Origin of the sequence: Rhizobium sp. Leaf311, assembly GCF_001423445.1 — a bacterium.
Classification (GTDB): Bacteria; Pseudomonadota; Alphaproteobacteria; order Rhizobiales; family Rhizobiaceae; genus Agrobacterium.
Genome location: NZ_LMNZ01000024.1, coordinates 5,221 through 17,861 on the forward strand (window position 1 = coordinate 5,221; position 12,641 = coordinate 17,861).

Annotated in this window: 12 protein-coding genes; 2 read left to right on the plus strand and 10 right to left on the minus strand. The window is 55.1% G+C overall.

The window, feature by feature from the left end:
* Positions 1-355 precede the first annotated feature (355 nt).
* The 4 genes from ASF69_RS21390 to tssI are packed head-to-tail and all read right to left on the minus strand — an operon-like array spanning position 356 to position 5,845.
* Positions 356-802, minus strand: a complete 447-nt coding sequence (locus tag ASF69_RS21390; protein WP_062590474.1) for a hypothetical protein — start codon at positions 800-802, stop codon at positions 356-358.
* Positions 803-812: 10 nt separating this feature from the next.
* On the minus strand, positions 813-2,462 hold the full coding sequence (locus ASF69_RS21395; protein ID WP_062590476.1) for a DUF4150 domain-containing protein: 1,650 nt from the start codon (positions 2,460-2,462) through the stop codon (positions 813-815).
* Complete coding sequence (locus ASF69_RS21400) at positions 2,462-3,517, minus strand: DUF2169 domain-containing protein (RefSeq protein WP_062590478.1); 1,056 nt, start codon at positions 3,515-3,517, stop codon at positions 2,462-2,464. The genes ASF69_RS21395 and ASF69_RS21400 overlap by 1 nt, the downstream gene beginning before the upstream one ends.
* Positions 3,518-3,523: 6 nt before the next feature.
* A complete protein-coding gene (tssI, locus tag ASF69_RS21405) occupies positions 3,524-5,845 on the minus strand; it encodes a type VI secretion system tip protein TssI/VgrG (protein WP_062590480.1) in 2,322 nt (773 codons plus the stop codon).
* Between the two features lie 197 nt (positions 5,846-6,042).
* Here tssI and ASF69_RS21410 point away from each other — a divergent pair, with 197 nt between their 5' ends.
* A complete protein-coding gene (locus tag ASF69_RS21410; RefSeq protein ID WP_244475548.1) occupies positions 6,043-6,996 on the plus strand; it encodes a hypothetical protein in 954 nt (317 codons plus the stop codon).
* Positions 6,997-7,244: 248 nt separating this feature from the next.
* Here the strand turns inward: ASF69_RS21410 and ASF69_RS21415 are convergent, their stop codons facing one another.
* Positions 7,245-8,288 carry a DUF1963 domain-containing protein gene (locus tag ASF69_RS21415; protein ID WP_062590482.1) on the minus strand — a complete coding sequence of 348 codons (1,044 nt, stop codon included), beginning with the start codon at positions 8,286-8,288 and terminating at the stop codon, positions 7,245-7,247.
* A gap of 918 nt (positions 8,289-9,206) precedes the next feature.
* Between ASF69_RS21415 and ASF69_RS21425 the strand changes: the two genes are divergently transcribed.
* Positions 9,207-9,845: a hypothetical protein gene (locus ASF69_RS21425; protein ID WP_062590487.1), complete on the plus strand. Its 639-nt coding sequence runs from the start codon at positions 9,207-9,209 to the stop codon at positions 9,843-9,845.
* 218 nt (positions 9,846-10,063) lie between these two features.
* Here ASF69_RS21425 and ASF69_RS21430 read toward each other — a convergent pair whose 3' ends face one another.
* Genes ASF69_RS21430 through ASF69_RS21450 form a run of 5 tightly spaced genes read right to left on the minus strand, consistent with a single transcriptional unit; the run spans position 10,064 to position 12,575 of the window.
* Positions 10,064-10,510 carry a hypothetical protein gene (locus tag ASF69_RS21430; RefSeq protein WP_062590490.1) on the minus strand — a complete coding sequence of 149 codons (447 nt, stop codon included), beginning with the start codon at positions 10,508-10,510 and terminating at the stop codon, positions 10,064-10,066.
* A 23-nt stretch (positions 10,511-10,533) separates the two neighbouring features.
* Positions 10,534-11,661, minus strand: a complete 1,128-nt coding sequence (locus ASF69_RS21435) for a tyrosine-type recombinase/integrase (RefSeq protein WP_062590493.1) — start codon at positions 11,659-11,661, stop codon at positions 10,534-10,536.
* Positions 11,658-11,906: a type II toxin-antitoxin system prevent-host-death family antitoxin gene (locus ASF69_RS21440; RefSeq protein ID WP_062590494.1), complete on the minus strand. Its 249-nt coding sequence runs from the start codon at positions 11,904-11,906 to the stop codon at positions 11,658-11,660. Before ASF69_RS21440 ends, ASF69_RS21435 begins: the two co-directional genes overlap by 4 nt.
* Before the next feature lie 7 nt (positions 11,907-11,913).
* Positions 11,914-12,291, minus strand: a complete 378-nt coding sequence (locus tag ASF69_RS21445; protein ID WP_062590496.1) for a type II toxin-antitoxin system VapC family toxin — start codon at positions 12,289-12,291, stop codon at positions 11,914-11,916.
* The gene (locus tag ASF69_RS21450) at positions 12,288-12,575 is read right to left on the minus strand and encodes a type II toxin-antitoxin system prevent-host-death family antitoxin (RefSeq protein WP_062590499.1); all 288 of its coding nucleotides are present in this window, start codon (positions 12,573-12,575) and stop codon (positions 12,288-12,290) included. Before ASF69_RS21450 ends, ASF69_RS21445 begins: the two co-directional genes overlap by 4 nt.
* Positions 12,576-12,641: the final 66 nt, after the last annotated feature.

A 12,641-nucleotide genomic window follows, 5' to 3' on the forward strand; every position in this document is an offset into this window, starting at 1 on the left:
CTCTGCTAGACTCGAAATCCGGTGTAGAATGGGCATCCGGCCGCACCCAGCTTAAAACGCGCTTCGTCAACCATCTGCGGCGGCGTGCCGGACACTAGGGATTCGGGGGAGGGGAAGGGCGAGAAGCACTGCCCGAGGCAGAAACTGCAGAAAAAACCGCGCTCGCTCGAGAGGGAAGGGCCGCTCATCGTGGCATTGATAGCCGCAACGATCCCGCCGGCCCTCACCGAGATCTGCCTGAAAGGCCGGCAAGCCGGGCGTTTCCGCTCGTCCAAGACGACCGAAAGTCGGATTTGTGGCTGCAAATCAACTGCCATCGATAAGGTGTAGTTACAAAATTCAATGTTGTTTTGCATTAGAGAAAAGAAATATTGTCAAGCTTTCGCATCTTTTCATCCCACAACCCCTGCGCAAAGGCAGTTATTGAATGTTGCTCGCGAACCTTCTCATCTAGACGTCCAACTGATATCCCGAGATTACCAAACAAAACGATCCCGACTGAGATCAAGGCTGAGCCATTCATAATTTCAAGCTTCCTTAAGACATCTATACCGCGCTCCTCAAATATTCTGATGCCTCTGAACGAGACATTTGGAACATCATAAAATGCTTCAATTTCACTTAGAGACCCTTCCCTGTACCTTAATATTGGCTTTTGTACCGCACGAAATTCCGAAAAAGCACCACTACGGATGCCCTTCCTTGTATTATCTGGCGGTCCTAAAATGGCACTCGTTTCATGTGGCTGCATACCAAAACGCAACGGTCCCATTCCTACAAAAGATTCAATTTCCCATTCCATATCTATGTCCTCATTTGCCGGGCAACCAGCCGTTTGCTACCAGGCACTTATAATACTTGAGAAGCTCTCTGACACCTTCATTGTATTTTCTTAGATCTCCGTTCTCAGCTGCTAGTCGCCGAACGTCCCGTATATCCATCGCCAATGCATCCCTGTACCTTCCCTCACTGATTAATTCTTGCTGAAGTTCCCTCCACTCCTGTGCTTCGAAACTCGAGCCGGTGGACATAGCTTTTCGGTGATCAATTTTGTCCATCTGCATGGACGGACTTGGAAGTTCGCCTAAGGGCGAGACTGACTTTGGAGGCATATGGTTCGACTCCATGTCAAGAGCACCAACGCCCTTCGTTCCGCCGTAAGAGCCTCCACGATAGGGTCCTGTCCCCGACGCATCCCCCTTCGCCAAGTGCAGGCATGGATTCCGAACGCCTCTGCGTGTGCTCCTTGTACCCCCGTCTCCATTTTCTGTCGCTTTGGCGGCCTCTTCCTCAGCCTTCTTTGCCTCTCTAGCTTTCCGTGCGGCTTCCTCTGCCTCTTTGGCGCGACGTTCTGCTTTCGTGACATCTTCAAGCGCTTCTATTGCTTCGCCAGCAGTTTTTGCTTTTCTGAACGGGTTTATTACACCAACGGCAACGGCGGCTAAGTGGCCTCCCGCCTGTGGCACGCCCCCTTTATCGTAGGCGTCGGTTACACCGGTCCACAAACCCTTAAGCGCATCTCCGGTCCACGTAGCAACATTTTCCGCAGACTGCCCGGGGTTATTCCAAACATAGTCTGCGGTATTGGCAACTCCTTGACCAACGTTTTTTCCAAAGGACGTGACATCGTCGACTGATGGTCTGGAATCCCAGGCCGACTGTAAATCAGAGCCGATCCGCGATGGGTCATTCCAATATTCTTCGCCTTTTTTAAGGGCTCCGCCTGCTAGCTGGGCTTCGTCAGAGTTATTATAGAACCCGTCCCAGGCCCTCCCAAAACCGCCACGGTTCTGCTCATCATTTCCATCTGGTGGAGAATGAACTTCCGTAGACTTCACATGAACATATTCACCGGGGCAATTGCCATTATTGAGCGTGCATTTGTCAGCATGACGCTGCACCGGGATACCATTAGCGCGCACTATCGCGGACGACGAAACCGGCTCGACAACATCCTCGACAGTACCGGACTTTACACCTTTGCCCACTCCCGGTTCATCGCCATAGCAACGGAAAAATTTTGAATCTTGCCGTTTGATGACAAGACCATTCGATCGAACGTTAGGCGAGTAATTGGTTTTGTCGTCGGCCTTTCCCCAAGCCATATACGGAATTGGCTTTTCTGGAGAGCGGCAAACGTCTGGTGATGTGGCGATAGCAAACGTTTCACCATCATCAGGCACAAGTTCAGGTGGATGTGGATCAGCTGTTGTCGGTGGTGGCTGCGTTGACTTTAACTCTTCCTCCTCACGAAGCTTCTTTTCCAATTCAGCGTCATTGAATTCATGGACGGAATCGTAATCCAAAGGGTCTTTGAACTGATAGAAATAGTTGCCGCCGCGATTCCATATGACCGGCTGGTCCGCAACAAGACCGTTGCGTTCAATAGCTCCGGTGCTAAAGGCCTGCTGCGTTACATTTTGATGGGTTCGTGAATTTGCACTGACCGTGATTTCAACCATCAGACCGTTTCCACTCGATCTACAAACGATAAGCGAGGTAGACCTCTTCTGGCTGGCCAAGGAAAGGCCGTTCGCCACGTAAGGAACACTCGCCCTACGCTTGGTCTCATATCGAAATGAACACCATCGAGCACCATTTGAGCGACTTGAACACCGTTGCCTTGATCAATGTCGACTTTCAGAGCTACTTTAGGCAGAGAGCCTTTGAGGTTTTCAAATTGGGGCAAGAGCCTGTTGAGCTCAAAAGGCTCGTCGCCCGATAACCATGGATCAGAAATTTGATCTCGTGGGGCGGCCTGCCAGAAGGCAAAGTCAAAATCGGGTGGTAGAAGAGGGTGGCGGTTCTGAAGCCATTCATCATCGTATGTCCCCGCAAGCTCCGCACGTTCTTTCCAAAACGGAGAGATCGGAGCTATGCCGGCGGGTTTCGGTCTGTCGGTGACGGTACGGATTGGCTGGGCTTCATGTTCGATTTGCGGTGCAGGCCATTCATGCCGTTCTCTGAAGAGTGCTTCATCCACAAGGCCGACACCAATAGGATTTTCTTCGATGGCTTCGTCTTCCAGGTACCCCCCAAACGCCAGCCGCCAGTCTAGGGGCACATAGGACACTGGTTCGCCTACGGTCAGCTCCCAACCTTCTAAAGCATCTTCTTGTTGGCGATCTATCAGCCCCCGCCAAGTTTTACGCATTTTTGCACGCCAAAGGCGGGGGCCGTGAACACGCAGGCGTTTTTCGACGGGGCCAACCCGCAGGCCGCAGGTCCATGATGATGAGGGCTCGCCGTTCGGGGGGAAGGTAGCACCTACGAAGGTAACGTCGGTGCCGGGTTTGAAGGGTGCAAGGTCTGTACAAGCCATCTGCGGGGTCTGGTGAGGATCACCATCGTAAACATCGGACATGACAAGAGGTTGTTGCTTGTCTGCCAGTTGCAGAGGGCCGCCGTTGGTGAGTTTGAATGTCCCTCTCGCGACGACGACACCCATGAGGTCGCCGACCATATTGTATTGCCGGAACGCAAGTGCAGGGAACGGTGTACGATTGTCCACAGACATGACACGTCAACCCTTCGCCGATGAATCCGCAGACGTAGGACCGGCCTCGGAGAAACCGCCGCCCGGCTTGTTCAGATCAACCACGACGCCATTGATCTGCGTGGGACCTGAAGCAGTGAAGTTGAAATTCGTACCAAGGATGATGACCGTCCCATCTTTGCGCATGATAAATTTCGATGCACCGCATTCGATGACAAACTCTTCTCCAACTATCGTTTTTTTGAATTTTCCAATGTTCTCAAGCGAGGTTTGCCCAACGTTGGAAACCTTGCTGACGCCGATCTGCTCAGTTTGTGCGACCCCCACAGACGTCGATTGAAACGACCCGATGATCGTGTTCATGATGCCAGAAAGAGGGAAGAGACTGGAAGCATCGGTTCCAACACCCGTACCGGAATAAGCAAGCGCCGTGCCTGCATCGGAACGCGGGCTGGGGCCTGAGACCACACCCTCGCGTGACGACATGCCGCCAGCGCCGAGGAAGCCAAGTGCCGATGACGCGAGTGACGTGGCGAAGGCTGCCACGCCTGGACCTCCTCCACCAGCAATCTGGGCGGCTTGACTGAGAAACCCTGCCGTCTGACCAGATAGCGCCTGAACGCCTGCCATGGCCATCATGGCCATCGGGCCTGTCCCGCCGACCACGGTGTTTACCGATCCACCAATCTCATGCTTCTGGTTGCCTGAGACTTCGACGGCACGGTTGCCACCGACAGAGGCCACCTCATGGCGATCGATGCGCTTGGTACGGTCGTTCAGGACGCGAGTGGTCTGGTCCTTCTGGGCGTGGAAGAACTGGTTCTCCTTGCCCGCTTCGTCCTCGAAGGTAATTTCGTTGAAGCCGTCGCCCTTGTGCGTATTGGAACGCAGAACCATGCGGGTCTTGTTGGCAGGGAGATCGTAGGGGACCGAATTTTTCGGGTTGTTGACGACACCTGTCACCAAAGGTCGGTCAGGATCGCCGTCCACAAAGGCAACCATCACCTCCATGCCGATGCGTGGAATGACCTGCGCACCCCACGTACCGCCGCCCCATGCCTGACTAACTCGCACCCAGCATGTATCCGTCCCATCTTTCTTCGCCTTGCGGTCCCATGGAAACCACAGCTTGATGCGACCGTATTGATCCGGATGGATTTCTTCGCCCTCAGGACCGGCAACAATGGCCACCTGCGTGCCCTCGATTTTCGGGCGCTTGGTCGTGCGATGCGGAGTGAGGGGTACGCGGGCGGGAATGGCCTCGAATTGGTTGCGGTATTCTGGCTCGTTGCTGTTGGTCTCATAGGAGCGGTCCACAATGGTGTGGCTCGCCTTGATGATCACATGCTCTTCGTATTCATGTTCGGGATGTGCGACCTCGTAGGGCGTAAAGCGACGACCGGCTTCGAGAATACGAGAGGTCGATCCGCCAAAGACGCGGTCGTGGTCGGCCTCGATCGATTGCGCCCGCAGCTTCTGGGCGCGCTCGGCCTCTTCTACTGTCTTGATGCGGGCGGGATATTCGTAAAGCTCGCGCTTGGTCGCATCCGGCATCTGCACCAGTGACGGTGTCATATTGCCTGGCACCATGCCCGGTGTTTCGAAATTCCAGTCGGCACCAGCGCGCTGGCCCGGCACATAGGAAAAGCGACGGGCCCAGTCGTTAATGTGGTTTCGATCCGACGAGCCCTGTGCCAATCTCACTCTGCTTTCACCCTGTGCAGAAGGTGATGGTCCAAGCCAGCCATTGGCAGTATCGGCCACATGCAGCTTGTGGGAACCATCCTCGTGGCTGAACCAGTAGAACAACCCATCTTCCTCTAAACGTCTGAGAAGATAGGATAAATCGGTCTCGTTGTATTGGACACTGTAGCTTTGTGCAGGCGGAGCTTTGATCACGCCTGACGTATCCGGTGCTGGGATGCCGTGTTCGGAAAACAGCGTTTCAACGATATCCACCGAGGTCTTGTCCATCCAGATACGGCAATCGGAACGACGCGATAGCAACCACATTTGCGGGCGGATGATCATGGCGTAGGAACGCAAGCCTCGAGTGATCGGCGACCCCTCAAGAAGGTCTGTCACCAGGCCATTAAAGGGGCGGCGAATGCCGCTTCCACCATCACCCTGTTGCACTTCGATCGACACATCCAGCAATCGACCGATCAGTTCTTCCGCCTTCACCGCTTCCTTCTTGGCGCGGACACTCAACTGTATCTCGAAAAGGTGTGATACGCCCTCGGTGATGACCATCCGTTCCGGCAGCAATTGGTCCTCGCCGAGCGGCGACTTGACCTTGAGAACACGGCTGGCCTGGATGAAATCGGCGGACGATGGCTGGTCGGTCATGGGGAACCCCGGTGATCGGATCGATTAAATATCAATCAGCTGTCAAAATCTGCATGGAATGCAATCAATCATTGTGGCAAAAGCAAGGAGCCACGGCCATATTTGCAACCGGGAGCCTATAATGTTCGCGTGGCATCCCAAACTCGCCGTAATCTGCCGACTAATCTGCGGGAGAGGTTGAGGTCAGGGACACGGTGATGGCGCTGGTGGATATGGGCAGTGGGGCAGGGAGTAGCCGCAGGAAGGCACACAGCCCGCAGACGAAGCACGATGCAGATAACTATGGACTGAAACGCGAGGATGCCAATGAGCGTCGCGGTGCTGGCTGGTGGGTCAGCCTGAGACGACGCGGCCACAGAATTGTGCGCCTGTTCAAGGACAGTGTTTACGGCTGCGATGAAGCTGCCTACGAGGCGGCCCGTGCCTATCGCGATTCCATCATCGAAGCCATACCGCCCGCCACCAATCACGAGCAGGCCGTTCTCCTGCGCAAGAACAACCAGAGTGGCATTTCCGGGGTACGCCGGATCGAGACCCGCGAGGGCGACGCCTGGCAGGCCACACTCATGACCAATGACGGCCAGAAGCGCGAGAACTTTACCGTGTCGAAGTTCGGTGAGCTGGCAGCCAAATCCATGGCTATCGCCCAGCGGCGCAAGTGGCTTGCGGCTCTGCCCGTGACGCATCTTGCCTACGCCCAACATGCGGCGGAAGTGGCGCACGAGCATTTTGCTGACGATCTCATCCCAGTCAGCGACGTGATGCCCGAAACCCATCTCACAGCTGACGAAATTGAAGCCCGCATCCAGGCGATCAACGATCAATTCGATAAAGCCCGTCCAAAGCGGTTACGGGTCCGCGTTAAATATTACCACGGTAGCAGGCTCTCGGTGTTCGTTTCCGATGCAGGCAAGCCTGCCAAACGGAAGCTCGTGCAGATCAACACAAGAAGGCTGGAAAAGCGCGACGTTCTAACCGAGGCGAAAGCAAAGGTCGAAGCTGCTGTTGCGGAGTTCTACGATCACGACACCGCGAAGTGGTTTATGGACGCGCATGGCAATGCGTTGCTAGCTGAAGACGGGTTTCATGTCCGGGAAGGATTCAACGTGCTCGTGATGGTCGAAGCGGCAAAAGATCTACGGTCTACCTGATCGCACCGGTCGAGTGAGGAATCGATGGCTTGAGCTTTTCCTCACGGAATTCTCGCCGCACGTCCACTCCGTCGTGCAGCGTTAGTGCAGCAACTCGACGCCTGATGCACCGAGCGATGGCGCTCCAAGCTTAGTTTGTCCTATCCTCATGTGTACTAGCATGCGTCACCTGAGAAACTTCCGAGTTTTGCCCGAAATGTTAGCCTGACTACGGGGCCTGCAAAAGGGAGGCGACGCATCACCCGCCCTCAGGTTTGCTGGTAGACGGTGACGACACGCTCGAACGCCCGGTCTTGAAGATCCTTGTCACGGATCAGGAAATAGACCGTACCCTCACCACTGTCCTGCATCCAGCCGGGCACATCGATCTGCAGCAGAAGCAGCCAGTCATCTGCCTTTTCCAATACCGTGTCCCTGTGCTTCGCCCAGTCGTCATGGGAGACAGACTGCGCGTTGTAGTCGCTGACAACGACTGCGTCGTAACGGGGATCGTCCTGCTCAGGCACCGGCACGCCGAGGAGCAGACTCTCCTGCTCAGCACCATGGGAAACGTCGTCATAGGCCTGGCTAAATGCCTGGGTGCCGCCGATCACCGCCCGATCAGCGGAATAGGTCGTGGCCAGCTGGCCGGACGCCTGGAATTCGAGGCAGGAAAAGGAGGGCAGTTGCAGCGCAACCTTCAGCGCCATCGGTCGGACCGGACCGCCATAGGGTGTGCCCGGGAAAGGCGCACCGGCCGGGCGAGCGTCCTTCTGTATGCCGTATTGCCGGTTGCTGTCGTCGATCATCGTGCGATAAGCAGAAGCGGCGGTGACAAGACTATCCGGCATGGCGGCATGCGCAAGCTCCTCGGCCGGGCTGCGGTCCCAGATCACCTTGGCCGACTGTACCCCCGTGTCGAAGGGGCCCGCGATCAAATCGTAAAAGAACAACAGTCGGCCAGCGTCGGGCAGGGGCTTTGCCACATCTCCCAGACCCGCCGCCTCCGTCAGATTGACCTGCGCGATGAAGGCATAGGGCAGGCCCGCGGCAAGATGCTGGCGCAAATCTGCGTCCAAAGGCTCGCCTGCGCGTTGAGCAATCTCATCGATATTGTTAGGAACCGGTCGTTGCGGCCACTCGATCACCTTGGGCAGATCCGGCGTACCGCCGATCCGGCTGCCACCGAGCTTGTCGTCACTTTTCGCTGAAAACACCATAGCCGGTCGCAGCGCGCCTGCCACTATCTCGACCATATTGGCGGCAAAGCTCTCCTCGATGACTTGATGGGCTTGCGCCAGCGTATCGAACATCTCTTACCCCCTCTTGTTCTTACCCCGTTCAACAAACGTGCTCTAGCGCGTTAAAATTATGCTTGGAAAAAAGAAACTGTCTACAGCGACGCTTTCATGCAGCCAAATCCTGTTGTTCGGTCTGATTCCAATCGGTTCGTTGAAGGAAAAAGTCTTTCTTTCTGAAATGCCTGACCAGATTTCAACCATGGTACACCTTGAACCAACCGGCCGCCATGGGAGCAAGTATCGCTGATACGAGATATTTTTCGACCGTTGATCCTGAAAATAGAAGAACCGCAAATATGCTGTATGAGGTTGTCGGCACGCCCGTGCAGAGGCATTTATCCCCCACGGTAGCAACCGAGACACCGTTCACCTCTCCATCACTATGTGTTCGTCTACGGTCCTGTCAGCAAAGCTTTTGTGAAGTGCCTGCATGGGGAAACAGGCATAGCTGCTGCTGTTCGAAAAAGGAAAGGCGGCGAGGACCGAACTCAACCTGGGGGAAAAGATGCTGAAGTTTCGGGCTCAAAACGGAGTGAATTCTCCCTGCTGATACTTTGATGCAAAGCCGCGATGGCAGGTGCCGCATCGTCGCTTAACGTGTCATTTCGCCCCCAGCCGGAACTGACCTCAAAAAGCGCCTCGAATTTGGAATAGATCGAAGTCAGAATCTGTCGACTACGCTCCCACCCGCTCCAACGGCCACTTTACGTTTCCCACCAAGCTTCCATTTAGCATTTTTCTCAAAACTGCCCTCATCCACGGAGGCCTCAATGAAACAGACCGGGTTGTCCTGCCCCACGTAATCATACCCCGCCTCCGGCAGAGGCAGCAATTGCGAGCGGTCCGTTCCTGAAAGATGCGTCATAGCAAAGTATAACATCAACCGCTATCTTCAGGAATCGACGAGGAGTTTTCATACCGGAGAACTGCATGGGACATTTTAAGCTTGTTTATCAGAGCTATCCGCTCGACCTTAAAGTCCAGGAACCGCGCATCACCTTACGAGCCACAAGTGGATCTTGGCCTGGTCAGAAACTGGAGGAGGACTACGTCGGCCTGAATTTAGAAGTGAAATCTCCGAAATTCTTCTTCGATCCCAACAATGAACCCGAGGATGACGTCTCGCAGTGGTTGAACCCGGGTTTGGATACACAGTGGCTAAAAATTCCGCTGAAGCGCTTTGAGAATCGTGATTATCGCAGTCTCCAAGAAATTGGGGTAGACTTCCAAGGCGAAGGAACTCCAAACGCTTTGACTGGGGAGGATTGGTGGGAAGCCCCCGGCCTTATCTCCACTTACAGCGACGAGTTCTTCGCTCGTGCGGAAATCTCCATGCGTCACCATGGTGGCGGCACGTTTTTGGTTCAGCTTTCAGGCACCACCCAGTTCAACACGGCCTTTGACATAGCCTTCAGTGCTCCCCTGACTGTCAAGCTGGTCGGCTATCGCAACTCGTCGACCACAGATGATCTTTTAGGCTGGTTCGACCGCTTTCTCAGAAAAGACGACTTCACTTTCACGCGGCTGCAACGAGGTGAAGATCTCTATCTCGATGGTGCGGTCAAGTAACAGCCGCGCCAATCGTGCTGAGCGCTTCGAGTTCGAGGATGATCGGCGCAGATCCACAGACCATATGACGGTCGAATCGGGATTATTAGGCCGCATGAAGTTTCGGACGCTCTGCCCAATTAAAGCGACACTTGTCTTCCTGACGTTTGCAACGTCGCAGGATAGAGAAATTTTTCGCCAGCCGCGATGTCCGGTGTTGGCGCAAAATTGATTGGCCATCACTGGGGTGTAATGGGTTTGTTCTCAAAGCGAATTCTAAAGTTGCGTCGTTGGAAATCTTCTCTGAAACAGACGAAAATCAGTTCGAGATCTTCCAAGGCGTCTTTCCGTCCCAGAAGACTTAACGAAGCTACGATGACGCCGTTGTAGCCGCGAGTGATACGAAACGCTGCATTGCGCATCGCGATGGCATCAGGATCTCCACGATCCTCTCGACGGTCATAGACAACCCAAAACCGGGCTGCTTGCCATGTCACTTCGAGCATTTCTCTCACTTTTGCGAGAAACTCTTCAGCACTCATCGAGGGTCCCCATGACAAAGGCGTCTCGCTATCATCGTCCGCAACACTGAAATAGCCGTCGTATTCGCGGCCGGTGTTCAGCGCTGCCTCGATCTTTGCAAATGCCTGATCTTCAGTGATCGTGGTTTTGAACAAGATTGTCATGTGCTAAGTTCCGAGCCTCTCCATCACAGCATTCTTGCAGCGCGACCGCTGCGCCGCGTGGCATTGTTATAGTAGCTGGAAGCTTGCTGAACCGAGCGATGGCGTGATTGCTCCATCGCTTCGGGGAGGGGAATGCCACGGTTCGCTGCCTCTGTCAGATATCCAGATCGCAGGCCGTGTGCGGAAAACTCCCCCGGCTCCAGCCCGGCCATAACCACACGCTGTTTCAGGATCGCGTTGATGGCGCTGGGCTCCAGAGCGTGTTTCGACAGATTTCCCCAGCGATCGATCTTGCGGAAAATGCTTCCGCTATCGATGCGCGCGGCCGTCATCCATGCATTCAATGCATCGACTGGTCGACCCGTTAGATAAACAACGTCATCGTTTTCACTTCCGGACGTTTTTGTCCGGTCGAGATGGATCGAAAGCGAGGGGAGGGGAGGGGCGTTGTCGACAGCAATCGGGCCCTCGACGGTCAATTGGTCTTTGCGCAGTCCAGCGATTTCGCTGCGCCGACGACCACCGGAGGCAAACGCCACCATCAAAATTGCCCGGTCACGGACGTCACGCAGGCTATCGGTGCTACAGGTCGCAAGGAGCTTTGCGAGGACGTCACCGGTCACGGCCTTGGCGCTTTTGCGTTTTCGTGGACGCGGCGTGGCTCTGACCGCCAGCCGGATCGCCTGCTTGAGGGCAGGGGAAGAGAATACCCCTTGATGGCCGCGCCATTTCGTCAGTGTCGACCACGAGGCAAGCCTGCGCCTTACCGTGTCGGGCGCGTGGGGACCAATCGATTTGAGAAACCCCTGGTCCCGCAAGAGCCGGTCAACGTTCTGTGGCATGCCATGACCCATATCACTGATACGCTTTTCGGGATTCCACAGATGATGGGCGACGAATTTGAGCAGGAGAGCTTCAGGTGCCGGCCAGGGGAGGGAGGCGCCGGTTGCTGCAATGGACCAGGCCTGCAGATAGGCAAGGTCTGATGTCAACGCGCGCAGCGTATTGGGCCCCATGCCCTCGTTGACCAGATGTCGAAGCGTTTCGATATCTTGATCGGTCAAAAGCTCCGCAAGTTCGTCCCGGCGTTCGAGCGGCAAGACCGCTGCAATCGTGTCGAGCTCACGCAAGCGGCGATCAAGACCACTCATATCGGCAATCCATGCTCATCATAAAAGTCGTCGTGGTTGGATGTGGCCCCGACTGGAACGTTCTTGCGACCTTCAGCTGCAAGAGCCAGGAACCTGTCCATCGCCTTTTCTTTTTCATCGATCGGGGCCAAGGAGGCAGTCGGCGTCCCGTCTCTACAGATCACGATCTCATCTCCAAGGCGCGCCCGCTCAATCAGATCCTCAAGCCGTTCAGCCGCCTCTGCTATCCCGACAAACACTTTCATCAATGCCTCACCAGATCCGTTCGTGAAGCACGGTGTCGAACACGACATCGGTTGAGATCAGCACGCAATGTTCCAGTCTCGTCTGTGCTGCAAGAATGCGATCCCAGGGATCGCGATGGTCCCAGTCAAAGCTTGCTGCCAGTTCGGCGTGCATATCGGTTATGGCAAGAGTTTGCAGGCCACTGCCTGTCACGGCTGCTCGCAACTCCTGTGGCTTCAGGTCGAGCTTCTTCAGCCGCATCTTGTTATCCAGCTCATAGAACGAAACGGCACTGACCAGAACGACATTCGTCTTGTCCTCGATCAGTGCGCGTGCCCGTGCAGAAAGCCTTTTGCTACCGATTGCCCACCAATAGATCGCATGACTATCGAGCAGAACCTTCATTGCCCGGTCTCGCCAGGCTTGCCCTGCCAGACACCGGCCTCGTCGTTCCAGTCGCCCGCATCGATCGCAGCCTGCTCGGCCTCAACAGTATCGAACAGGTCGTCGGGAAGGCCACGATGGCGCAAAAGGCCAAAAGGACGTTTATTGCCATCGATAGCGGGTCCAATCCGGGCATAGACCTCGTTGCCGCGCATAATGACAATTTCCTCGCCCTGATTGGCGCGATCGAGGACTTCCGCAAAATTCTTGCGAGCCTCACTGATTTTGTAGCTGGTCTGGGGCATTGTGAGCTCCGAGTTCATGATGGGAGCGACTATATCATGGGATATCAAAGCGTACAATCAGAACGT